Source organism: Solimicrobium silvestre, from assembly GCF_002976435.1.
Classification (GTDB): Bacteria; Pseudomonadota; Gammaproteobacteria; order Burkholderiales; family Burkholderiaceae_D; genus Solimicrobium; species Solimicrobium silvestre.
Map to the genome: position 1 here is coordinate 31,714 of NZ_PUGF01000008.1, position 24,356 is coordinate 56,069.

A 24,356-nucleotide genomic window follows, 5' to 3' on the forward strand; every position below is an offset into this window, starting at 1 on the left:
ATCGATAGCCTTAATTTCGGCTATCGATTTTTTACAACACGTCAAACAAAGTTAGAACTTGGCTGACAAACTCATACCAATGGTTCTCGGCTCCATCCGATACACTTCACCTAATGTCGCCTGCACAATCGGACGCTGGATGATCATATTATTGTTGAACATGTTTTTCACAAACAGAGTCGCTTCCCACGCACCCCAAGAAACGCCAGTACTTGCGTCTATCGTGTGATAAGCAGGGCGATTAAAGTCTGGATTTGGAACGCCCGCGAAAAGATTCGGTGGAGTGATCGTGCCGTTTGAATTTGGCAATTCAGAGAAACCGCCATTACTAGCACCGGTCCAACGTGCAGCGCCACGCAAGAAACCAAAGTAGTTATCGGTAATGTCGTAGTTATAGGTCGTTGTTAAAGCAATGTTATAGCGTGGCACGCCTGGAATATTTGCACCAGCTACAGCACCTGCGACACCAGTTTCCGCACCGTCACTATTATCTAATGTCGCGTGGGTATAACCGCCAGCAAGGTCAATTAACAAGCTTGAAATTGGTTTTACTTTTAATTCAACCTCTGCGCCATATGAAGTTGCGGAGCCGACATTAACGTTGTAATCAAAGCTGCATGGCAGTTCAATTTCTTGCTGCATGTTTTTCCATTTAACGTAAAACAAGGAGCTGTTAAACGTCACTTTATTATCCAGGAAACGTGATTTATTACCTACTTCATAACTCCACAATGAATCTGAATTAAATGAGAGTGGATTCGGTCCTGGCAAACCGCATAACGTAGCCGGAACCGCGTCATTATTACCACCTACCCGAAATCCTTCAGCTGCTGAAGCAAATACCGAGCTGGTTGGCGATACTTCCCAAATAACGGATAGCTTAGGCGTTGATTTATTACCGCTTTGCGTAGAGTCATTTGTGGTGTTACCACCATTGTAGAACAGGCTCTGAAAACTGGAGAACACCTCTTGTGCATGTAAATAGCGCAGCCCAACTGTGGCATGGACGGTCGGCACAAAGTAGTAGCTCATTTCTCCAAAAATCGACTGTTGGGTATCATGGAACTTATAGCCGCCTGCGAAAGTATTATCACTAGGAAAACCCGGTAGATAAGTGCCAGGAACAAATACGGTCGGATCTGTCGGGCTCAAGCCAAAATTTGAAAAAGTTTTATTTAAACCATAAACATAATCGTTTTCAATAATACTCGTGTGCTCGTTGGCAGCATACGCACCAACCAGCCAGGTAATCGGTGAGCCACCGGGTTCATACTGTTTAGAAGCAAAGCGAATTTCTTGCGAAAATTGTGCCACTTGATTATTCAACGTAACAGCGGAAGGCAAGGCGGCCACCGCAGCACCGAAGGCTGGATAATTAACATTATCAATATAAGAGCCGCTGGTACCCAGTTGCACACTATTGGTTTCGGAACCGTCTTGAATACGCGAGAAGGTGCGCTTAAAGTAACTGGTTACTGCAGTCAAATCGCCCAAATCCGTGCCGTAACTAATCGTCAAACTAGGCACCAGCAATTCATCGCTACCAGGTTCGTGCATGATTTTACTGGTTTGATATGGCGGCAAAATAATGCCATTTTGCTGGCCGCTTTCAAGCACTTGAGTATATGAAACATCGGTATCGCCAGTTTTTACCTTTTGGTAGAAAACAGATGGCGTGATCGTTAAATTTTTGGTTGGAGCCCACTTCATGGCTAAGTGCAACACAGAATCATCTTGCCAGTTAATACCAGAATCAATCACATTGCCATTCGCATTAACCTGATCAATATAACCACCTTGATGTCCACCTTGAATACCAACGCGCAAAGCCAGTTCGCCCGGTGTCAGCGGCTGATTAAATACAACATTACCGGTATAGCTGTCTTTACCACCTTTAAATGAAGAAAATTCGGTATACACATCGGTAGTTTGTTCTTTTAGATTTGGCTGGTTGGTAATGAATTTAATCGTACCGCCCATCGAGCTTGAGCCATACAAGGTTCCTTGCGGTCCACGCAATATTTCTACATGATCCAAATCGAAAAATTTTGGTTCAGCGCTACCCATACTGTATAAATTGGCGACCGTCATGGAAACGTCATCCATATAAATACCAACCGTTGCCGCACCAGCACTTGAACTGATACCGCGGATTTCAATATTTGACAGTCCCGGCCCATCGCCGGCATCGCCGCCACCGCCACCGCCTGAGAATGAAATATTCGGGATAGCGCGAGTGATGTCGGCGTAATCGCCAATGTGTTGTGAGGTCAGTTCATCACCACCAAGCACGCTAATACTGAGCGGCACTTTGCTGGCATCTTCTTTACGTTTTTGCGCGGTAACAACAACAGTTTGAATTCCACCCGATTTTGCTGCTGCCGATGCTGCCGCAGCAGATTGCTTTACCTCGGGGGCTGGTGTTTGATCAACGGATGCAGCCTCAGCAACCGGTACCGCTGGTTGTGCGTCTGTAGTTGGTGCAGGGTTAGCAAGTGGGGCCGTTGCGGCCACTTCCTGTGCGGTGGCCGCGGTGGCCATAAAGGCAGATGCTACTGCAATAACGATGCTTAAACGCTTGGTGCGAAGTTTCATATTTTAAGTCTCCAGCTGCTATTTATAATGGTTATGCTTCTAGGTTATGCACTTATTTCGGCGTCGCATCGCAATGCCTTTTTTTTAAACTTTACATCCGTCGATAACTCCGCCCATGTTTACCTAATCAGCAATACCAACAAGTTACGCCAATCAGCAACACCACTGCGCTCCTACGCAGAACAGACTCGATATTTTTGCCCAAACCATATGGATCATTTTTGATGAAACCATTCTATTCGGCAAAATTTTGCTCATAAATGACTGGTTTTGAATGTCAAGTTGTCGATTTACGAAAGTAAATACGGCTATCAAACCAGATTTAATGCCGTGAAAATTAAAATAAATCTGCAAATAATCAGCAAAAAATAGCTTTTTTAGGCCGAATAACATACTCCACCTATTTTTAAAAAAATTTAACGAATTCAATGACTTTCCTACCAATGAAACCCATATTTATTCAGCAGTATATTAATAAATCAATGTAAATATTAGCTATAAGGTGCATATTTAAATATAAATACTAGGGTATTCTTAAATTAAATAGAGGCATTAATTCCAAATCAATTCCCGCTCACTCGCACACAACTAACCATCTAACGAACCAAATTCAGATTTAAAAACAAGCTTGAGTTAATTACTCAAACTATGCTGGCCCATTTTCGCCAACCTCTTAGTCACCTTCTGCCAACCGTTAGCAACTAAGCATCCATACTCAGCCCCCAGCAATTTTGGTACACTAGCGGCCTTATGCCAGTCAACAACTTCCCCATCAGCATTCTTGATCGCGGTCACGAACCTTTTGCCACCACCTTTGCCGCCATGCGCGCCTACACCGACAACCGAACGGCGGATTCTGCCGATCAGTTGTGGATAGTCGAACACGACCCGGTGTACACCTTGGGTCTAGCGGCTGATACCAGCCATGTGCTGAATGCGAACAACATCCCTGTGGTGCAGACTGATCGCGGTGGCGAAGTGACTTATCACGGGCCCGGGCAAGTAGTTATTTATTTATTACTCGATTTAAAACGCCAGCGCCGACAAGGTCTGGTGCGTGAATTTGTGCAAAAAATAGAGCAGGCCGTCATCAATACCCTAAGCACGTATAATCTGGCTGGCGCACGCAAAACCGGCGCGCCGGGTATTTATATGAGTGATGGCGCATGGGCCGGCGCAAAAATTGCGGCACTCGGCTTAAAAGTACGTGCCAGCGGCTGCACTTACCACGGAGTTTCGCTGAATGTGGCGATGGATTTAACACCTTTTACCACGATCAATCCCTGCGGATATGCCGACTTAACGTGCGTAGATATGCGCTCGCTAGGAATAACCGCCACGTTGCCCGAAGTGCAAATGACATTAGCTAACCAATTACAGCATTTACTATCATGACCAATCCGACCGACATCGCAACTCCTGTCACACCAGAATACAACCCGAGCGAAAAGCAAAAGGGCGCGAATAAAACGTCGCGAATTCCCATCAAAATCGTGCCATACGAAAAGCTTGCTAAACCGAGTTGGATACGCGTCAAAGCCGCTTCGCCGAATACCCGCTTTTATGAAATCAAAGACATCCTGCGCGCCAGCGGTTTAGTCACCGTGTGCGAAGAAGCGTCTTGCCCGAATATCGGCGAATGCTTCGGCAAAGGTACTGCCACATTCATGATCATGGGCGACAAATGTACGCGTCGCTGCCCATTCTGCGATGTAGGACACGGCCGGCCAGATCCCTTAGATGAAAACGAACCGCTCAATTTAGCGACCACCATCTCCAAATTAAAACTCAGCTATGTAGTGATTACGTCGGTCGATCGCGATGATTTACGCGACGGCGGAGCTGGACATTTTGCGGCCTGTATAGAAAAAGTGCGCGAATTATCCCCACATACTCGCATTGAAATTTTAACGCCAGATTTCCGTGGCCGGATGGATCGCGCCTTAGAAATTCTCAAAGCATCGCCGCCAGACGTGATGAATCACAATCTGGAAACCGTACCGCGTTTATACAAAGAAGCGCGCCCGGGTTCCGATTATGAGTACTCCTTAAACCTACTCAAACGGTTTAAAGAAGCGCATCCAAACACGCCAACCAAATCCGGCATCATGGTCGGCCTAGGTGAAACCGATGAAGAGATTCTGCAAGTAATGCGCGACCTGCGCGCCAACGATGTCGACATGCTGACCATCGGCCAATACTTGATGCCTAGCGGAAATCACCTGCCGGTGCGCCGTTATGTGCATCCTGACACCTTTAAAATGTTTGAAGAAGAAGCCTACAAAATGGGCTTCGCGCACGCTGCCGTTGGTGCGATGGTGCGTAGTTCTTACCATGCTGATGTGCAGGCGCATGAGGCTGGGGTAGTTGTGGATGGTCAGTAGTTGTTGAGAAACTTTCGTAGTTGGTGAGAATTTTCAGTAACGCTTTCAGCTACATATGAAGAGATGATAATGTTGAAAAATCTTGCACTCCCAATCTTGATCTTTGTCCTTTTAGGCCTTTTTGGATTATCTTTATCGAAAGATGGATATAGTGCATACAGATCACAATCCTGGCCAGCAGTTGATGGCGTAGTCACTCAATCCGATTGGTCACACCACAGAGGAAAAGGATGTAACTACGGATTGCTCTTCACATACAATTATTCAGTCAGTGGGAATTTTTATGCGGGACGAAACTATAGGTTTGGTGGTGAATGCGGATCTGATGTGAAGCAGATTGTCTCAACGCATCCAGTAGGATCTAAGGTTCATGTATTTTATAAGCCCGACTCCCCTGACGAGAGCGTCGTTTCTCCTGGAGACATTTCAGGCGACACTTGGACTAGTTTGATCATCACTCCGCTATTGATGTTGCTTTGCGTTTTTTTGGCAATGATCAGTTTTAAAGCCAGGCGGTAACAGGGAATATATTTGATTATCTAAAGCGGTTTAGAGGTGTTTGCCGTTACGTCATTCCGCAAACTGGTAACACAATTAATTACCGGGCTGTTCACGACGAATTGGGAATTTTGCGGTGGTACCGGCAAAGGCAACAGCAACAACTATAGACCTAAGTCTGAATTGACAACAGTCGCACGAACTTCTGAACAGTTTCTCACGAACTTCTGAAAAAAATGGCCTGTTTTCGGAAAAGTTTCTCACCAACTTTTGAACGTTCACAGTTGGTGTGGATGGTCAGTAGTTGGTGAGATAAAAATAGTACAGAAATGGCTATTCAGCTTTTCAGAATTTGATTTTTTTGCGATTGACTACCTAGACTGGACAGTCAAACATCCACTGAACGCCAAACTGATCTGTCAATTTTCCATAAAAGTTTCCCCATGGTTGCATGCCGAGCGGTGTTGTGATGACGCCGTTCTTGGCCATGTAACCAAAAAGGTTCTCAGTTTGTTTTCGGTCATCCATCGTTAGCATGTGGGCAGAACCTCGCATAGGTTCTGCATCGTGATTATCGGACGCATAGAACATCACGCCTGGCCCTTCAAATTTGGCATGCATGATTTTCCCCCGCAGTGATTCTATTGGCACCGGCATGCCATCTTTGCCATATTGAAGTGTATGCACGACATGACCAAGACCGCATTGTGTATAGAACTCCAGCGCCTGCTCACAGGAATCAGTAAAAAATAAATAGTTTGATAGTTGCATTTTTACACCCTTCAAAATTCATTAAAGCTCACCAACTGCATTGATTTTTTTCACGAGATTTTGAAAAAAATACGTAAATTCAACATTGAATTTACGTATTTTATATGTTCTATCTTTAAACATCTAAGGGATTTCTATCACTAGATTCGAATAGGCATTCCCGCCGGAACCCTCACTTCAATAACTGCGAGCGGTTACAATTTACCGCCGACGTAACTTTCCAGCTCAGAGCTTACCACCAGATGAGCGACTACATTCAGAGTCATAAATCGATTTATTGCGAGACCCTGGACATGCAATAGAGTGTCAGCAATGAGCGGAAGTACTTCACGCTGAGGCTGTTCGTTAAGCTGCCGAATCCAACTCGCTAATGAAGTTTTCAATATGCGCCAGCACCCGTGCTGGCTGCTCGATTTGTGGCAAGTGACCGGCTTCGGTAATGAGTTCAAACTTCCCTTTGGCAAAAGCTTCTGCATAGGCTTTGCCATAATTAGGGGCAGCTATTCCGTCGCTCTCACCCCAAAGTACCAAAACAGGAACCGCAACGAGTGCGAGCTTTTCACGTAGGCCCGGCGCCATCATTGAAGTACTTTTCGTGTATGCGGCCAGCGATGCCGCATTCGCTGCCTGAATAGCCTGACGTTCCGCTGTCGGTGGCGGCATATTGCGCAGTATCAATTCAGGATTATGGGAGGCAAGTCGTATCAGCTCCGGTGGCGTTAGTCGAGATACGTCCGTCAAGGTTTCACCTGGCACTTGAATACCGACTGAATTAAGTAAGATCAATCCTTTAATGCGGCTAGCATTTATCACGGCCATTTCAGCAGCGATCCATCCACCGATTGAAGAACCGATCACGACTACATCATCCAAACCCAGTTTTTCAAGTAGCGTCAAATAAAAGTGCGCTAACTCCGTGACCGAAGCGAGGTGTGCGGGGCGCGGCGTACCGTCGAATCCCGGATGCGTGGGCAAAATCACCCGCGCTTGCGCAACGAGTGCTTGAGATAAACCAAAAACTGTCGAGACGCCGCCACCGCCGTGTAGTACCAGAATGGCACGCCCCGTGCCCTTGTCGCTGATAGCGGCGCGGCCATCGGTGTTGAGTAGTGCGTTCATGACTAAAGCAGCATCTAGTTGTTCTTCAAAATGAGTTGCAGAATGACCTGAAACAGTTGGTGCTGTAAGCGTTTCCATGTTTTACTCTCCTATGTTAGAATAACAATCCTTATATAAACATGTTTATATTAATTGCTTGAAACGCCGATTGCAACATATTTATATAAATATCCTTACATTAAATTATGGACATCAATGTGCTTGAATTAGGTCGTGCGATCAAACAACTCCAAAATCTCAATCATCGGCGCTTAGAAATAGGCTTGCGCGAAGTGGACTCAACCCTGGCGCAATGGGATGCTTTAAGAGCAATTGACGCTAACCCGGGCGTATCGGCGCACGCGTTAGCAGAAGAAACTTTTCAAACTGATCAGTCGTTCGGCACGCTAGCGACGCGTCTGATAGCGAAGGAGCTTGTGGAACGTCAGCAAGGTATGGGCCGGGCTCTGATCTACAGCCTGACCCCAAAAGGGCAACATGTTTTGGAACAAGGTTTAGTCGTTGCCGAACAGGTTATTGATGACTCGTTCAAAAACCTTTCCGACTCAGAACAAGCGCAGTTCTTAGCGCTCACACGCAAGGCATTGTTGAATAACACCTGACTGCCGTTAAATACCAACTAGCGCGTAATTTGAATGCCCAAATAAAAAAGAGAGTAAATTTGACTGTTGCTTTGTTTTCCAAATTCACGACCCGCTGCAGCAAGCAGGGTCATTGATTCCGTTAATTTCCAATTTAGGCCTAAATTTAGTAATGTTTGCGTAGAGCTGGCATTACCGGAAAAACGATCGGTCAATGTTTCATGAATTTCAGCCAGGCATTCCACATCTTTAACGCATTCATGACCGATCACAAAACCGGCTTCCCACTGGTTTGGATTGCCTTGCACAAAGTTGCGGCCAACTTCCATGTCCAGATCAAATTCATTCATCTTGGTAGATACCTCAAGCGGCAGAAAAAATTGGCCGCCACTTGGTGCAATGCCACGTGTGATGGAAGACGAACTTAGACTGTGCTCATATTGTGGGTAAGTGGAAACCGAGAAACCGGCATCCTCCTCATCAATAAAGCGCCATTTGACGCCGTAATTGGCAAAGCCCGGGCCAGATTTCCAACCCTCGCCTGGCTGCTGTGCAAACGTCCAGGGAATATCTGCTTTGAGCTGAATATGTTCACCTACGCCATAGTTGATATCAGCATCTGGCGCAGCAACCGCGTAGCCATACGCAGTACGTTGGCTAATTGTCGCCAGATTAATTTCCCAATGCCCATCACCCGGCGTATCCGGATCATCCGTCACCAGCGGCGGGCCACCGATAGCAAATGCAGACAGGGGGAAACTCAACAATACAATCAAGCGAGCAGTGCAACTAAACAACTTACTCAAAGCAGAATTCTTCATACGAGTGACGTTTTCTTATAGGTTCAACTAAATTACTGCTTCTTTATTGCTGCTGCAATACCAACACGCGGAATGTGTCTGGAATGCCTTGGCGTTTTTCAGTACCTTGTGCGGCTTTAAAATCAGCCGTTGGCAGGTATAAACGATGTGTCGCGGGGTCAGCTGCGATAGTACGTGCGCCAACTTGAGTAGGAATCGTCGCCACAGCCTGGAACTTACCATTTACTTCACCTACAACGGTCATATTTCCATCTGCACCGTTGGCACTGAATGCATAACCGTCCATGAATGCAACGCCATCCGGGCCGCTGCCAATAGCAGGCTGGGCGATAACTTTACCTGAGGTAGTACTCACCATCATCAGGTTATTGGCACAAACTGAAAACAAATGCTGTTTGTCATCCATCGCCAAACCCGTTGGTTCTTCGCACGGTTTTAATGAGTGAGTTTGTGACACGGTATTCGTTGCCAAGTTAATGGAAGAGATTTGCCCCACATCCTCCAAGTTGAAATACACGTTACCATCCGCACCCACAACAGCGAATTCCGGTTTACCGGCAACCGCAACTGTCGCAATGACTTTCAAAGTTTTTGCATCAATAATGCTGGCATTGTTGGACTTACCATTAAATGCCACCAATTTTTGACTAACCGGTGCGTACACAATGGCATCTGGCTTGGTGCCAACTTTGATGGAGGAACTTACTTTTAAGGTAGCTAAATCAAACACGCTGACGGAATCTGTTACCCCGTCGCTGGTAAAACCGATTCCCAACTCGCGGGCAATTGCCACGCCATGCACACCTTGTGTATTCGCGATTGTGCCCACTACTTTGTTGGTTTGCGTATCAATCACTTCAGTTTGAGTACCGTGCGTTACGTATAATCGATGCGCTTCACTATCGACATACAGATAGTCCCATTTCGCAGCACCGCCAATTGCGATGGTGTCGACGATTTTATAGGCAGGCGCAGCAGCAAAGGCAGTGCTACTGAGGGCTAACAAGAGTGCGGTGAGTTTAAAATTGAATTTCATTGCTATTTCCTTTTGTGGGCATACATGGCATTTGTTTAACTGTGTTCTGGCGAACATGGTTGATCAGGGTGAAGTCCAACCCAGCACACAATATCGTCACTTACTTAGGTAATACTTAGAAGTCACAATAAAGTGGCATGATTTTGAAATAATTGAAGCTAATAATTAACGCTAATTCAGCGCTAAGACTTCCGTTTTACAATCGAGTATTTGTTCACGTTATGGCATAAAAATCGCGGCGAAAATAACCAATAATTAAAAAAACTATGAGAATTTTACTGGTAGAAGACGACACGATGATCGGCGACGCGATGGCATTTGCACTAAGAAATGCCCATTATGCGGTGGATTGGGTAAATGACGGCCAGCTCGCCATAACGGCCGCACAAACACAACACTATGATGCAATTTTGCTGGATCTCGGCTTACCCAAGTCGGACGGTTTTGAGGTACTTCGCACTATAAGAAATGCAGGAAATGTCACGCCAGTATTAATCGTTTCAGCGCGTGATGCTGTTGAGAGCCGCATTGCAGGACTTGATCTTGGTGCCGACGATTATGTGCTGAAGCCCTTTGAAATTGGCGAGTTGTTGGCACGTATCCGCGCAGTTATCCGACGTAAAAGCGGGCATTCAAATTCGCTGTTGGAAAATGGATGCATCAGTTTAAATCTGGTCACTCGCGAAGCCACCGTTGAAGGCTTGCCGGTTCGCTTATCCGCGCGTGAATACTCTCTTCTTGAAGCGCTGTTAATCAGGCCCGGCGCGATTCTTTCACGGCAAGACTTAGAAGATCGACTTTACCAATGGGATAAAGAAGTTGAAAGTAATGCGATTGAATTTCTGATTCATGGCTTACGCAAAAAACTGGGGCCGCAGGCGATCAAAAACGTAAGAGGATTAGGATGGATGGTTTCAAAACAAAATTAAGCTCTTCGCTGCAATTCCGGATCGCTTTAGCTCTCACGATAGTCATGGTTATCGCCGCAATGTCGATTGGAGCGATAGGATTTTACTCGGCATTTCATGACGCGCACGAGTTGCAAGACGATCAGTTACGCGACATCGCGGCAATGACTGACGCCGAGCGATTAACGGTTGGGCAAGCCAATGCCCTGGCACCAAGTGAGCTGGAAGATCCTGAATCACACTTCATCGTGCAGCTTATTGACCCCAATTCTAGCGTCGCTACATCTGAACCAAGTACTGACATTAAATTTCCCAATAACCTGACTAATGGCACAAAAACGTTACTAGTTCAGCACAAAAAATGGCGTGTATTTGTTCGCCCTTTACCATCCGGGGAAAAATTGGTGGTGGGGCAAAGAACTGAAGTCAGGGATGAAATCGCAGAACATGCAGGATTTCGCACCTTGGTGCCGATATTGGTGCTAATTCCATTTTTGATCGTCTTGATCATTGCCGTTTTACGCTGGATGCTGGCACCATTAACAAAACTGTCGGCCGAACTCAATGCGCGTCACCCGGAAGATATGCGGGAATTACACAGCCATGATTTACCTACTGAATTACGACCATTTATTGTTTCAATCAATTCGATGCTATCTCGACTTTCGCTGGTTCTTGAGCAGCAGCGTCGCTTCGTCGCAGACGCGGCGCATGAATTGCGCTCTCCGCTAACGGCCTTATCACTTCAAACCCAAAATCTTGCCACCCACGCTTTACCTGATGCGGTGCAAGGACAACTGCATGAGTTCCGGCGTGGGCTGAAAAGGGCAAATGAATTAGTTGAGCAATTACTTGCGCTGGCGCGTGCTCAACTCGACTTGCCGACCAAGCTTCAGCCGGTATCTTTGCAGCTTGTGGTCAAAACAGTATTTGAAGAAATGATGCCCTTGGCCGACTCAAAGAAAATAGAAATTGGGCTTGAGCAAAACGCCGAGGTATACGTTGAAGCAAGTGAGGTTGACCTGGTAACGGTGTTACGTAATTTAGTCGACAACGCAATTCGTTATACCAATATAGAAGGGCGGGTTGATGTCATGATTAAAATCGACAATGCCTGGGCAGTAATTGAAGTTCAAGACAATGGCCCGGGCATTTCACAAGAAGAACAGGAACGCGTATTCGATCCTTTTTATCGCATACTGGGCAGTAAGCAAACCGGTTCGGGCTTAGGTTTATCCATAGTAAAAAGTATAGTCACTAAACTACGTGGTGAAGTGGCGATGCGTTGTGCAAATCTGTCGAGCGCCAGTGGACTTGTCGCACAAGTTAAATTGCCACTGCTTCAAAGGTCAGATTTCGCGACGATGGACAAAAAATAAACTTGCTTAAACTTTACTGATCCCAGAACTTTTTTCCGTTGTTGTTAGCAAACAGTAGGATAATCCGACCAAACAACACAACTGGATATAAAAAGCATGAATTCGACACGGCCAAGTAGTTCAGCCCTGAGCTGGATAACATTTATCTTAATTGCTGTCGGAGGACTGTTTTATGTGAAATGGTCTCCGTACTATCATCGCGCTTTTGTCGCCGCATCTAACCATGCCATCGGCCAGTCGATTTTAATGGGAACTGCGGCCAGCCCTCCGCCGCCATCGCTTGATGCGGCGCTCAATTATGCTTTTGCTTACGGAAAAGCAATCTGGCAAGCAATGGTGCTCGGGCTGTTGCTCGGCTCCGGCGTGCAGGCATTATTACCGCCACACTGGGTCACCAAGGCACTCGGCGGCACTGGTTTTGGCAGCGTTGCAGCCGGTGGCTTGTTATCAATTCCTGGAATGATGTGTACTTGCTGTGCCGCGCCGGTTGTTGCAGGCCTGCGAGCACGACAAGCATCTCCGGGCGCGGCTATCGCGTTTTGGCTGGGTAACACCGTACTCAACCCGGCAACGTTAATTTTCATGGGCTTCGTACTCGGCTGGAACTGGAGCGCGTTACGCCTTGCGCTCGGGCTGCTGATGGTCTTCGGTCTGGGTTACTTTGCCAATCGCATCATGACCAAGGAAGAAATACAAAGCGCGGAAACTAAGTTTGCACCAACTGATGAAGCCCCGTTAATTGGTAACGTGTTTACGCGCTGGATGAAAATCCTGGCGCAAATGGCGATCCGGCTGATACCTGAATATATTATCTTGATCCTTTTGCTTGGCGCAGCACGTGCCTTTCTATTCCCGCATATCGGACCGGAAATCGGCAATCACCTGGGCTGGATATTGGCCTTCGCCTGCGCCGGTGCGTTATTTGTCATTCCAACGGCGGGCGAAGTGCCGATTATCCAGGCCATGTTAGCGCTTGGTTTAGGCGTGGGTCCGGCTGGTGCATTGTTGATGACACTGCCTCCAATTAGTATTCCTTCGCTCGCCATGCTGGCTCGTTCGTTCAAACCACGCTTACTGTTAATCGTTACGGTAACCGTGGTCGCCTTTGGTGTCTTGGCGGGGTTACTTGCAATCGGGCTTGGATTTTAAGCTCAGCATTGAAAGAACAATTCAAGCCAGTCCAAATCGAATTTAACTACAAAAAAGTACAACTGATTCGATATGTCGCATTAGCAGAATGTACGCGGTAGAAATAGTTCACGATTACCGTATCTATTCACCAAGAACCAAGTTAAGGTCTGTCGCTTAGAAAAAATATTCCACATTGGATTACACAAGTTAATTTTTGTAGTTACTAACAACATAATAAACAAAGGAAGACATGGAACATTGGACATGGATTGTAGGTGCAGTGGTAGTTGCAATCATCGCGATTGGGTTATTCAACTCCTTAACTGGTAAGAAGAATCAGGTCGAATTTGCGTTTGCGTCAGTAGACGTACAGTTGAAGAAGCGCTTTGACCTGATCCCCAATCTGGTCGCTTCGTGCGAGAAGTACATGGGCTACGAAGAGAAGGTTCTGAAGGACTTAACTGAAACCCGGACGAAGGCCATCACTTGCAGCAATGACGAAAAAATAGCACTGGACGGCAAGATCAGTTCACAGCTGCGCTCTGTATTTGCGCACGCAGAAAACTATCCCGATCTCAAAGCAGTGGAAACCTTCACCTTGTTGCAAATGTCGCTTAACGAAGTGGAAGAGCAGTTATCCGCGTCACGTCGTGCCTTCAATGCCGCTGTCACGGAATATAACAACGCCGTACAGATGTTTCCATCCAGTATTGCAGCAAAATTGATGGGCTACCAAACCCGTGCCTGGTTCGAAGCTGCGCCCGTTGAGCGTGATGTTGTTAAGGTGTGGGGCTGACAATCGCGACGACAAATAAGCTCTGGATAATGCTACGCAAGCTGGAAGAAGAGCGCCAGGTTAGTGCTTTTTGGGCGAAAATTTGGATGATTCCGGTCATGCTCATTGCCCTGGCCGCAGCAAAATTTATGCACTCCCGAGGTGAAACGGCCGCGATGGTGGGGATGATATTTGTCGGGTTAATTTTCTCAGCATTTGTCTACCGCCATTTCATTAGCAAAGTCGCCAAGGACTTTAAAGAACAGGTATTACCTATTCTGCTAGAAGACGTTGACCCGTCACTGTCCTATATCGTTGATAACGGCATAGAACTTGATGAGTTTAATGAGGCAGGCCTGTTTCAGCACCCGGATCGCTTCACCGGTAAAGATTTAATAACCGGCAATATCGGACAGGTGGAAGTACAGTTTTCGCTCGTACACGCGCAGGAAAAACGAGTGGAGACTACGACCGATTCTGATGGCTCAACGACCACCCAAACAACATATGAAACGCTATTCAGCGGCCTGTTTTTTATTGCCGACTTTAACAAGCACTTTGCCGGACGTACGCTCGTCAAACAAAAGAAATTCGATTTATTCAACAAATTGTTTGGTTCACCGGTACTACTTGAAGATCCTGAATTTAACAATATGTTCACGGTTTATGCGACTGACCAGGTGGAAGCGCGCTACATCATGACTCCGTCTTTGATGGAGAAATTCAAAATACTCCATTCTAAGGTCGGGTCATTTCAAGCATGTTTTTCTCATGGACGTTTACTCATGGCAATTGAGATGCCCCAAGATTTCTTTGAGCCGTTGATGAGTAAGTCCTTGACCGATTCTGTGCAGCTCCAAAAGATTGTGTTCAATCTACGCTTGATTACGGGAATAGTTGAAGATCTCGGTCTTAATGTGCGTATTTGGGGTGCCAAGACGGGAAGCTGACACGGCAACCAGTTGATCAGAAAGAACTATAAAAACTGTACTTCGTTTGCATTCAATATTATCGAATAAATATTTGGTCAACTTATAGAAAAATTCAAATGAAGATCAACATTAAAAATCATAAATACCTAGCCTTTTTCTGCCTTATTACATTTGGTGCATTTCAGTCCGTGTCTGCCAATCCCGATTGTATGAGCCAAATACATAATTACTCGAATCAGACATGGACTTTTTGGTTTGAACGTACAGGTGATGCAGGGCCTCTCGATTATGATGTGAAGCAAAAGCAGTATATCGATCGACGATTAATGCGCATACCCTGCACCAAGAAAACACCTTGTACATTGGAAGGCCATACCGTTGTTGATATTAGCTATCTGCTATGGGAGGATAAGAAGAAAAAATCGGATTTGGTACCGGTCAAGGCGGTGTTCGTAGATCGTAATGGCGGTAGTAAGTATTGGGAATCATCACTGACAGGTTTTTTTCAAGGGGTGAATATTTGTCATAAATTCAATACGCCAGATTTTAATCCACATGATCCGATTGCAGTGAATAGCCCAGCAAACGGTGATTTTTCGATTTGGACAAATGATTTTTCGACAAAAAGGTAAATAGTCGGTTTCAATCGTTGCTGAGCATCGCTTAACCCCGCTCGACACTAACGCCGCCAGCGGGTCACGTATTCATCCAGGCTGCCGAGCAAAGTTTTAACATTGCCTGATCCAGTTTTCCCAAGCACTATCTGGCACACCGCCAATACGTCGATAAAAAGTTTTTGCTCTAGTATTGGTGGGCATCACATCCCACTTTAACCGCGCGCAGCCCTGCTGCTTTGCATGAGCGACAACGGTTGTCATCAACGCCTGCCCAACACCTAAACCACGCGCCGTTTCCCTAACGAATAACTCCTTGAGCACCAGATTCGGTCGTAAATCAAAAGTGAATGGCACAGGATAAACCACGGCATAACCCAGTAACTGACCGTTGCTCGCTTCAGCCAGAAACGCAGTAAATTGCCGGGCTGAGTCAGCGCGCAAACCCCGCTCTAACAGATCGGCCTCGGTTACACAAAACTGGGCTATATATTTCTCAAAGACCGCTAACTCACGCATTAAAGTCAGCAAGTTAGCGGCATCAGATGCCAGTGCAAGCCGTACTGAGCTGAGAGTAGTCCTCATTAATCTTGCACGCGCGTTTCCAGCACAAAGCCCTCATCCAGCCAACCAGTAATACCACCGGGCATCACCTTAACTGGGCGTCCAAGTCGCGCCAAGCGGATTGCCGCTCGGGCTGCTCCATTGCAGTGTGGCCCCGCGCAATAAGTTACGAAGATTGTATCGCTAGGATAGTGCGCTAATTTCATCTCAATAATTTTACCGTGCGGTAAATGCTGTGCTCCGGGAATATGGCCTGCTGCAAAGTGATCCGGCCCGCGTACATCGAGCAACACAAAATCAGGATTACCCGTCGTTAGCGCATGATGAACGTCCCAACAATCAGTTTCAAATTGAAAAATGGATGAAAAATGCGTGAGGGCTAACTCACTTTGAGCGGCGACGACTTCAGTAACGATGGACATGGATAAACTCCGGTTTGGTTGGTGTAAGAGAATTATCTAACTTGTCCGCTCATATCAACAGTGGCGCATATGCCAATATACGGTAAGATTACGCCATGAAAAAACATCTTGTCGTTGCTCTCGCTTATGATGGCCTCTGCACTTTTGAGTTCGGATGCACGGTAGAACTGTTCGCCCTGAAGCGACCTGAACTCGACGTGGATTGGTATGAGTTCGCTATTTGCGCCGCTGAAACAGGGCCGATACGAGCGGCAGGCGGATTTACACTTGAAGTACCGCATTCGTTGGCATTGCTCGATAGTGCCGCAACCATCATCATTCCCGGCTGGCGCGATGCGGACGAACTTCCAGCCGCCGCTTTGCTCGACAAGATTCGTGCTGCCTATGAGCGCGGTGCTCGCCTTTGTTCAATTTGCTCCGGGGTGTTTGTCTTAGCAGCTGCTGGCGTGCTAAACGGTAAACGTGCGACAACTCATTGGCGCTACGCAGAACGACTAACTCAGCGTTATCCGGCAATTAAAGTGCAAAGTGATGCGCTCTACGTGGATGAGGGACAGATCATCACTTCCGCCGGTTCAGCTGCCGGATTAGATATGCTGCTGCATCTGGTGCGGCGTGATTACGGTGCCAAAATTGGGAATCAAGTAGCCCAACGCTTGGTCGTCGCACCACACCGAGAAGGTGGTCAAGCGCAGTTCGTGCCACGCCCGATGGCGTTTGATGAAGCGGGCAAACTGGCAAAACTGATCGACTGGTTACGTGCCAATTTGGCTCAGCCGCACACCGTCAAATCAATAGCCGCGCAAAGTTTGATGAGTCCGCGCACGTTGCAGCGTCAGTTTCAGGAAGCAACCGGTTTAGGGCCGATTGAATGGCTGATTGTGGAACGTGTCGCTGTCGCCAAAGACCTGCTCGAATCGCCGCACATTCCACTAGTACACGTCGCAGAACTTGCTGGTTTTGGGTCGGAAGAATCGCTACGTCGTCATTTTCGACGGCTGGTTGCAACTAGCCCGGGCGCGTATCGGCAGCGATTTAGTAATGAATTATGATCGCCGTTGAACAGCAAGCGAATAGCATTGGGGGAAATAAAATCAAGCAAGCAAATTTGTAGGCATGGCTTGCGCTGTATGTAATACACGCAGAATTTCGACAACGTCACCTTTGATTCGATACACCAGAACATATCTTTTTGAAATAATAAACTCATGTGTACCAAGCACCCGACCAGCTTTATAACTAGTCAACGGATTTAATAAAAGTTCGGCTTTGGCCTCGATTACTTCATCATGCTTCAATGCCGCTGACAAACTACTTTGCCCGATGCTAACAAGAAAATTGCGCCTATCCTCTTGTGCTTTCCGGTTCCATTTTAGAATCAAAGTTTAGCCTTTAGAGCCAACTCGGCGCGTAACGCTGCAAATTCTTTTTTTATGTCTTCATGAGGAATGGCTGGGCGCGGATCATCAAGCGCTTCCTGAACCTGGGACCGAAACCATTTATCGTAAGCCGCCGATTCGTGCACTTCTTTCAGTCGTGCAGAATTTTTTTCATATCGTGCCTGACGCGGTGCTGCTTCAAAATTCGCACTAGCAACACGGTAATCAACAATATGAACAATTTTGCGTAAAAAGTTATCAACCGAATCCAAACTAGCAAAAATGCGACGTTTGATGTGACCAGTATTGTCCCGCGCAGCGACAACTCGTTCTCCCACGCCATATTTAACTAGAACGACATAGCCACCTTTTTCGCCCACTACTTCAGCACTGCACACAACATTGGCAGCGACTAATTCCTTAAGGAGGTTGGGTGTAATAAGTTCAAGCATTTTATTTATCTATTAAATTAATATAGTCACTTTATTAGATTTAATGAGAAAAAACAACCCATAAACAGTACCTTGACATGTTTTGATGCCGTGCATTACTTTCACTTGAATGTAGTTACCGCTGGCCAGATTTAGACCATCCAGCGGCAAATATCTCCCCCGCCTCAGGCCGCTGCGCGTAAAACCCTGGCTGCAGCGACCATGTTTTTCAGCGCAGGAATCACTTCTTCCCAAGCGCGTGTTTTCAAGCCGCAATCGGGATTAACCCACAAACGCTGCGCCGGAATCCGCTCTGCCGCTTTACGCATCAGTTGCACGATATGCTCCTGATTCGGGATATTCGGTGAGTGGATGTCATAAACACCGGGGCCGATTTGATTCGGATAATTAAAATCATCAAAGGCATCCAGCAATTCCATTGCCGAGCGGGAGGTCTCAATCGTGATCACGTCCGCATCCATATTGGCGATGGATGCAATGATGTCGTTGAATTCCGAATAACACATGTGGGTGTGGATTTGCGTTTCATCCTGTACACCGTTAGCGGTAATACGGAACGACTCAACTGCCCACTGTAAGTATTCACTCCATTGCGAGCGACGTAGCGGCAATCCTTCACGCAATGCTGCTTCGTCGATCTGGATCACGCGCACGCCAGCCTGTTCCAAGTCCAATACTTCTTCCCGAATCGCCAGTGCCAATTGATAGCAAGAAACTGACCTTGGTTGATCGTCGCGTACAAACGACCAGTTCAGAATAGTGACCGGCCCGGTCAACATTCCCTTCATCGGTTTGTCGGTCAGCGATTGCGCATACTTGATCCACTCCACGGTCATGGCTTTTGGACGGCTGATGTCGCCGAACAAGATCGGCGGTTTTACACAACGTGAACCGTAGGATTGCACCCAGCCGAACTGACTGAATGCGTAGCCCTCAAGTTGCTCGCCGAAGTATTCGACCATGTCGTTGCGCTCTGCTTCGCCATGCACAAATACGTCCAGACCGAGTGCTTCTTGCTCACGCACGCAACGTGCTATCTCGTTTTGCATCAAGGCTTTATAGGCAACTTCATCGAGATTACCCAAACGGAATTGATTTCTAGCCTGACGGATTTCTGTCGTTTGCGGAAAAGAACCGATGGTTGTGGTTGGGTAGTCGGGCAACTTCAATAAAGCCGATTGTTTTATTGCGCGCTGCTCATAAGCACTGTTACGCTTGCCCAATGTCGCATCGATTTTAGCGATTGCAGCCTTCACCGCCGGATTGTGTACCAGGCTGGAAGTTCGGCGACGCTCAATTGCCACATGATTCGCGATCAGTTCTTCCTGTACCGAAACACGGCCATTATTTAATGCCTTAGCTAAAATTTGCAGCTCATCCAACTTTTGCAATGCAAACGCCAGCCAGTACTGAATTCTGCTATCAAGTTTCTGTTCGCTACTCAGATCGACCGGCACGTGCAGCAAAGAACAGGATGGTGCAATCCACAAACGGGTTTGTAATAAGCGGTGTACCGGCTCCAGCCATTCCAGCGTGGCATGGAGATCGGTTTTCCAGATATTGCGGCCATTAATCACGCCAAGAGACAACACGGTATCTGCTGGCAATTGCTGAATCAGCTGCCCGATTTCATCCTGTCCATTGATGGCATCAATGTGTATTCCCTGTACTGGCAGTTTGCAAAGCAGTGGCAAGTTATCTTTCAACTGCCCGAAATAAGTTGCCAGCAGTAATTTGGCCGAGCCAGCCTGCAACGCGTCATACGCAGCAATAAATGCCTGCTGCCAGCTTGCGTCTAATTCCGTCACCAGAATAGGTTCATCAATCTGCACCCACTCGCATCCTTGTTCTGCCAATTGATTAAGCAGCGTTATATAGGCAGGCAACAGGCGCGGCAGTAATGCCAGCTTATCTGACGCGTCCCGGGTTTTACCCAACCACAAATAAGTCAACGGGCCAATGATGACCGGCTTTGCACTCACCTTAAGCTGGCGCGCTTGGGCAAGTTGAGCCAGTAATCGGGAAGCATCAAGGGAGAATTCAGTCTCGGCACTTAACTCCGGCACGATGTAGTGATAGTTGGTATCAAACCATTTGGTCATTTCACCGGCATGCACACAGCTGCACGACGAATCTTGCGCAGAACGGCCACGGGCGACCCGAAAATAGTTATCTAAAGTATTTCCATCCAGATGACGAACCCGGTCTGGAATGTTACCCAACAGAAAACTCATGTCGAGTACCTGATCGTAAAATGAAAAATCACCGACCGGAACCAGATCCAGAGCTGATTGGTTTTGCCAGTGGCGCTGACGTAATTGCGCGCCCGTTTCTGCCAACTGGTCTAGCGTTACATCGCCTTTCCAATAATTTTCTAACGCGAATTTCAATTCACGTTTTGCGCCGATGCGCGGAAAGCCGAGATTGTGTGTGGTAACCATGAAGAACTCCTGATATGAATGGCGTCCATCATAACTAGCGATACTCATGAATAATAATGATATTATTTCATTTATCCATTATTTAAATTCATAGATAAAATCATGCTGGAACGTATTCATCTAACCGTCATCCGCGAAGTCGATCGCCAGGGCTCTCTAACTGCCGCCGCCGATGTGTTGTGCCTGACCCAATCAGCACTTAGTCATACGATCAAAAAAATTGAGGCGCAACTGGGAACGCCAATCTGGACAAGGGAAGGGCGCAGCCTGCGCTTAACTCAGGCCGGTCACTATTTGCTGGTATTAGCTAATCGCTTGCTACCGCAACTGGAACATGCGGAACAGATCATGCAGCAATATGCGCTCGGTCAGCGCGGCACATTACGGATAGGCATGGAATGTCACCCTTGTTACCAGTGGTTGCTTAAAGTGGTCGCACCTTATCTGACTAGTTGGCCTGATGTGGATGTGGACGTTAAGCAAAAATTTCAGTTCGGCGGTATCAAAGCGTTGCTCGGTTATGAAATTGATCTGCTTGTCACGCCAGATCCACTCTATCAACCGGGCTTGCTGTTTGAACCGGTGTTTGATTATGAGCAAGTATTGGTCGTTAGCCAAACCCACCATTTGGCTGCGCTAACCTTCGTCACTCCGCAACAACTTGCTGAAGAAACGTTAATTACTTATCCGGTTGCGATTGAGCGACTGGATATTTATCAACAATTTTTCTTACCCGCCAATTGCACACCCAAGCAACATAAAACGATAGAAACGACCGACATCATGTTGCAAATGGTGGCGAGTGGCCGAGGCGTTGCGGCCTTACCGAGGTGGTTAGTGGCCGAATATGCCGATAAGATGGGTATTCGCCCAGTTCGTTTAGGGCAGGATGGCATCGCCAAGCAAATATTTTTGGGCGTGCGCGAAACGGATGGCGATATCAATTACCTGAAGGCGTTCGTTGAGCTGGCACGCCAGCATAAACAATAAATTAAGCAATGAGTTAAGCAATACCCTCCACGTGCTCTACAGTTTAAAAAAACGGGAAAGGTTGATAATCTTCCCCGAAATCATCGCCATCATTCAACCGAGCAGTCCCCCCCTCAACGAGTCACTTCACACAACTTAGCGGCAACACGCGCTGAATTCATGCTTTTCCTCACTACTTACTTTTAATGCCTATTTAAAACATTTCCACGTAGATTTATTATATAATAATGAGAATCGTTATCATTCGTATTTAAGTAATCGAATTTTAAAATGCGTCTACCCGTTATTTTTTACTTTTATTCATCTACAGGAACGTTAATGTCCATCAAAAAAACAAAACCGGCATTGCTGGTCGCACTCGCCTTACAACAATTGTCTTCCCCGGTTTTTGCGCAAACCAGCGCACCGGCTACAACTATTGCGCGCGACACCAGTAGTAATCAACTCGCCGATGGACAGCCGTTACCAGAAATTATCGTTAAAGGGCAACGCGCCAACAGCGATTACGCACCCGCCGTTACGCATGTTGGTGCCAAGACTGAACAAGCTCTGCGCGATGTTCCGCAAACCGTCAACGTGGTCAACAAAGATTTGATGGATGCGCAAGGCGCTACCTCATTAGCCGATGCCTTGCGCAATGTGCCGGGCATTACGATTGGCGGAGCCGAAGGCGGGCAGATTGGTAACAATATCAATTTACGCGGCTTTACCGCACGTACCGATATTTACATGGATGGTTTCCGCGATCGTGGTCAGTACTATCGCGATCTGTTCGATCTGGAACAGGTGGAAGTATTACAAGGACCGTCGTCCATGTTGTTCGGACGCGGTTCAACCGGCGGCGTGATTAATCAAGAAACCAAGCAAGCCAAACTCGGCAACTTCGCGACGGTTTCCGGCACAGTCGGTTCCGACGGTCGCGCACGCACTACGCTCGACGACAACACCCAACTGTCAGACACTTCCGCGCTGCGCGTCAATGTATTCGCTCAAAACTTAGAAACAACCCGCGATGTAATGTCCAACAAAGATTTTGGCGTTGCACCGACATTGCGGCTTGGTATTGGGCAGCCAACTGAAATCACCATCTCAGCACTACTGCAACACAATAACGACATGCCCGACTACGGCGTAGAGTCACTCAACGGCCACCCAGTTACAGCGTCATCATCTACGTTTTACGGCTTGGCATCGGACCAGACCAACCAAGACATCGCCATGCTCAATGGCGTAGTTAAACACACATTCAACGATACATTTGTTCTGCGTAACCAAACCCAATTCAATCGTTATACGACTGATGCGCAAGAGTCAGCAGCACATGCGCTCAGCACCACCAACACGGCGGCTGGCGTCATCACGCCACCGGCTTTTGGCAATTACAATCCAGCGAAACTTTGGGTGGAATTGCAAAGTCATGACCGCAACATCGTCGATACCAGCGTCGATAACCAAACCGATTTGATCGCTAAATTTGTTACCGGCACAATCAAGCATGAAATGATCGTCGGTGCAGAATTTGGGCACGATACCTACAGTAATCAAACCCTGAGCCGTACTGGCGCCGGTATGCCAGCGGGCTATGTCGGCTTTGTTTCATTGATGAATCCAAGCGACGCAACGCCAGCCACGGTCACGACCACTAACGGCAATCTGGCACAGTCAACGGCCAATACGGTCGGGATTTATGTCAACGACACCATAAGTTTGAATGAACACTGGAAAGTGGTAACAGGCGTACGCTGGGATCGTTTCGATGCGCAAATTAATAATTCGATCAGCTTGCCAGCGCATGCGACTCAAGACGCCAGCTTTACCAGCCTGCGCGAAGGTTTAATTTATCAGCCGACGGAAGAACAATCGTACTATGCCTCGTATGGCACCTCGTTTGATCCTTTGTTAGAGCAAATGACGCTCACCAACGGTCAGCAAAGCTTACCGCCAACTAACACCAGATCTTACGAACTGGGCGGCAAATGGGATCTGTTGAACGACAAACTGATGGTATCTTTTGCTGCATTCAACGAGAAGCAAAACAATGTCTACAGCGTGTCTAACGGTGAATATCAAGCTTCCGGCAACTGGCTCATCAAAGGCGCTACGCTTGGTGCAGTCGGCCATATTACCGATCAACTGCAAATCTCCAGCGGTTACATGCATCTTGATCCAAAAGTGATCGATACTGTGGATGGCACAGCGGGCAGTACGCCCGGCAATACGCCAAAAAATACATTCAATGTATGGACGACCTATGACATCAACAAAACCTGGCAAGTGGGTGGCGGCGTATTTTATATGTCGGATCGTTTTGTCGCTGATTCCGGCATCACCAGCACTCTGCCACAGGGTAATGTAGACCGCGTATCGGTTCCGTCCTATACCCGTTGGGATGCAACGGTTGCCTACCATCAGCCAAAATATGACATTCGTTTGAATTTGCTTAACCTGACCAACAAGCAATACTATGATGCCTTGATTCAGTCTGACGGTGGACGTGCTGTGCCAGGTATTGGCCGCACCGCTTTGCTGACTGGCACTTACCATTTTTAAATTTTAAATCAAGA

At 47.1% G+C, this 24,356-nt stretch carries 23 protein-coding genes; 13 read left to right on the plus strand and 10 right to left on the minus strand.

Translation table 11 applies throughout. The features are described from left to right. Positions 1–51 precede the first annotated feature (51 nt). Positions 52–2,595: a TonB-dependent receptor gene (locus S2091_RS09675; protein WP_105531613.1), complete on the minus strand. Its 2,544-nt coding sequence runs from the start codon at positions 2,593–2,595 to the stop codon at positions 52–54. 750 nt (positions 2,596–3,345) lie between these two features. On the opposite strand from S2091_RS09675, the gene lipB reads away from it, so the two are divergent. The 3 genes from lipB to S2091_RS24780 all read left to right on the plus strand — a co-directional run bounded on the left by lipB (position 3,346) and on the right by S2091_RS24780 (position 5,498). After that, a complete protein-coding gene (lipB, locus tag S2091_RS09685; protein ID WP_105531615.1) occupies positions 3,346–3,990 on the plus strand; it encodes a lipoyl(octanoyl) transferase LipB in 645 nt (214 codons plus the stop codon). Then, positions 3,987–4,979, plus strand: coding sequence for a lipoyl synthase (gene lipA / locus S2091_RS09690; RefSeq protein ID WP_105531616.1), 993 nt, complete (start codon positions 3,987–3,989; stop codon positions 4,977–4,979). The genes lipB and lipA overlap by 4 nt, the downstream gene beginning before the upstream one ends. 69 nt (positions 4,980–5,048) lie before the next feature. Continuing rightward, positions 5,049–5,498, plus strand: coding sequence for a DUF3592 domain-containing protein (locus S2091_RS24780; protein WP_165794960.1), 450 nt, complete (start codon positions 5,049–5,051; stop codon positions 5,496–5,498). Between the two features lie 354 nt (positions 5,499–5,852). Here the strand turns inward: S2091_RS24780 and S2091_RS09700 are convergent, their stop codons facing one another. Both S2091_RS09700 and S2091_RS09705 read right to left on the minus strand, forming a co-directional pair. Continuing rightward, entirely contained in the window at positions 5,853–6,248 is a 396-nt protein-coding gene (locus S2091_RS09700; RefSeq protein ID WP_105531618.1) for a VOC family protein, read from the minus strand. A 345-nt stretch (positions 6,249–6,593) separates the two neighbouring features. Further along, the gene (locus S2091_RS09705; protein WP_105531619.1) at positions 6,594–7,445 is read right to left on the minus strand and encodes an alpha/beta fold hydrolase; all 852 of its coding nucleotides are present in this window, start codon (positions 7,443–7,445) and stop codon (positions 6,594–6,596) included. 107 nt (positions 7,446–7,552) lie between these two features. Between S2091_RS09705 and S2091_RS09710 the strand changes: the two genes are divergently transcribed. After that, positions 7,553–7,969, plus strand: a complete 417-nt coding sequence (locus S2091_RS09710; RefSeq protein WP_105531620.1) for a MarR family winged helix-turn-helix transcriptional regulator — start codon at positions 7,553–7,555, stop codon at positions 7,967–7,969. 17 nt (positions 7,970–7,986) lie between these two features. Here the strand turns inward: S2091_RS09710 and S2091_RS09715 are convergent, their stop codons facing one another. Both S2091_RS09715 and S2091_RS09720 read right to left on the minus strand, forming a co-directional pair. Beyond that, positions 7,987–8,769 (minus strand): hypothetical protein, encoded by a 783-nt coding sequence (locus tag S2091_RS09715; RefSeq protein ID WP_105531621.1) that lies wholly within the window; start codon positions 8,767–8,769, stop codon positions 7,987–7,989. A gap of 43 nt (positions 8,770–8,812) precedes the next feature. Further along, complete coding sequence (locus tag S2091_RS09720) at positions 8,813–9,805, minus strand: YncE family protein (RefSeq protein ID WP_105531622.1); 993 nt, start codon at positions 9,803–9,805, stop codon at positions 8,813–8,815. A gap of 266 nt (positions 9,806–10,071) precedes the next feature. Between S2091_RS09720 and S2091_RS09725 the strand changes: the two genes are divergently transcribed. From S2091_RS09725 to S2091_RS09750, 6 genes are all read left to right on the plus strand, one after another. Continuing rightward, positions 10,072–10,734, plus strand: coding sequence for a response regulator (locus S2091_RS09725; RefSeq protein ID WP_105531623.1), 663 nt, complete (start codon positions 10,072–10,074; stop codon positions 10,732–10,734). After that, positions 10,710–12,092 (plus strand): ATP-binding protein, encoded by a 1,383-nt coding sequence (locus S2091_RS09730; protein WP_105531624.1) that lies wholly within the window; start codon positions 10,710–10,712, stop codon positions 12,090–12,092. Before S2091_RS09725 ends, S2091_RS09730 begins: the two co-directional genes overlap by 25 nt. Before the next feature lie 96 nt (positions 12,093–12,188). Continuing rightward, positions 12,189–13,241, plus strand: a complete 1,053-nt coding sequence (locus S2091_RS09735; protein WP_105531625.1) for a permease — start codon at positions 12,189–12,191, stop codon at positions 13,239–13,241. Positions 13,242–13,473: 232 nt separating this feature from the next. Next, on the plus strand, positions 13,474–14,019 hold the full coding sequence (locus S2091_RS09740) for a LemA family protein (RefSeq protein WP_105531626.1): 546 nt from the start codon (positions 13,474–13,476) through the stop codon (positions 14,017–14,019). Positions 14,020–14,048: 29 nt separating this feature from the next. After that, positions 14,049–14,948 carry a DUF3137 domain-containing protein gene (locus S2091_RS09745; RefSeq protein ID WP_105531627.1) on the plus strand — a complete coding sequence of 300 codons (900 nt, stop codon included), beginning with the start codon at positions 14,049–14,051 and terminating at the stop codon, positions 14,946–14,948. Positions 14,949–15,046: 98 nt separating this feature from the next. Then, the gene (locus S2091_RS09750; protein WP_105531628.1) at positions 15,047–15,562 is read left to right on the plus strand and encodes a hypothetical protein; all 516 of its coding nucleotides are present in this window, start codon (positions 15,047–15,049) and stop codon (positions 15,560–15,562) included. A 96-nt stretch (positions 15,563–15,658) separates the two neighbouring features. Here the strand turns inward: S2091_RS09750 and S2091_RS09755 are convergent, their stop codons facing one another. Both S2091_RS09755 and S2091_RS09760 read right to left on the minus strand, forming a co-directional pair. Further along, positions 15,659–16,129, minus strand: a complete 471-nt coding sequence (locus S2091_RS09755; RefSeq protein WP_105531629.1) for a GNAT family N-acetyltransferase — start codon at positions 16,127–16,129, stop codon at positions 15,659–15,661. Further along, the gene (locus S2091_RS09760; RefSeq protein WP_105531630.1) at positions 16,129–16,530 is read right to left on the minus strand and encodes a rhodanese-like domain-containing protein; all 402 of its coding nucleotides are present in this window, start codon (positions 16,528–16,530) and stop codon (positions 16,129–16,131) included. Before S2091_RS09760 ends, S2091_RS09755 begins: the two co-directional genes overlap by 1 nt. Before the next feature lie 95 nt (positions 16,531–16,625). Here S2091_RS09760 and ftrA point away from each other — a divergent pair, with 95 nt between their 5' ends. Further along, entirely contained in the window at positions 16,626–17,582 is a 957-nt protein-coding gene (ftrA, locus tag S2091_RS09765; RefSeq protein ID WP_105531631.1) for a transcriptional regulator FtrA, read from the plus strand. Between the two features lie 42 nt (positions 17,583–17,624). Here ftrA and S2091_RS09770 read toward each other — a convergent pair whose 3' ends face one another. The 3 genes from S2091_RS09770 to metE all read right to left on the minus strand — a co-directional run bounded on the left by S2091_RS09770 (position 17,625) and on the right by metE (position 20,802). After that, positions 17,625–17,912, minus strand: a complete 288-nt coding sequence (locus S2091_RS09770; RefSeq protein WP_105531632.1) for a type II toxin-antitoxin system RelE/ParE family toxin — start codon at positions 17,910–17,912, stop codon at positions 17,625–17,627. Next, entirely contained in the window at positions 17,909–18,361 is a 453-nt protein-coding gene (locus S2091_RS09775; RefSeq protein WP_105531633.1) for an antitoxin PaaA2 family protein, read from the minus strand. The genes S2091_RS09770 and S2091_RS09775 overlap by 4 nt, the downstream gene beginning before the upstream one ends. A 164-nt stretch (positions 18,362–18,525) precedes the next feature. Continuing rightward, the gene (gene metE / locus S2091_RS09780; protein ID WP_105531634.1) at positions 18,526–20,802 is read right to left on the minus strand and encodes a 5-methyltetrahydropteroyltriglutamate--homocysteine S-methyltransferase; all 2,277 of its coding nucleotides are present in this window, start codon (positions 20,800–20,802) and stop codon (positions 18,526–18,528) included. A gap of 102 nt (positions 20,803–20,904) precedes the next feature. On the opposite strand from metE, the gene S2091_RS09785 reads away from it, so the two are divergent. After that, the gene (locus tag S2091_RS09785) at positions 20,905–21,792 is read left to right on the plus strand and encodes a LysR family transcriptional regulator (protein ID WP_105531635.1); all 888 of its coding nucleotides are present in this window, start codon (positions 20,905–20,907) and stop codon (positions 21,790–21,792) included. A gap of 318 nt (positions 21,793–22,110) precedes the next feature. Continuing rightward, entirely contained in the window at positions 22,111–24,342 is a 2,232-nt protein-coding gene (locus S2091_RS09790; RefSeq protein WP_105531636.1) for a TonB-dependent receptor, read from the plus strand. Positions 24,343–24,356: the final 14 nt, after the last annotated feature.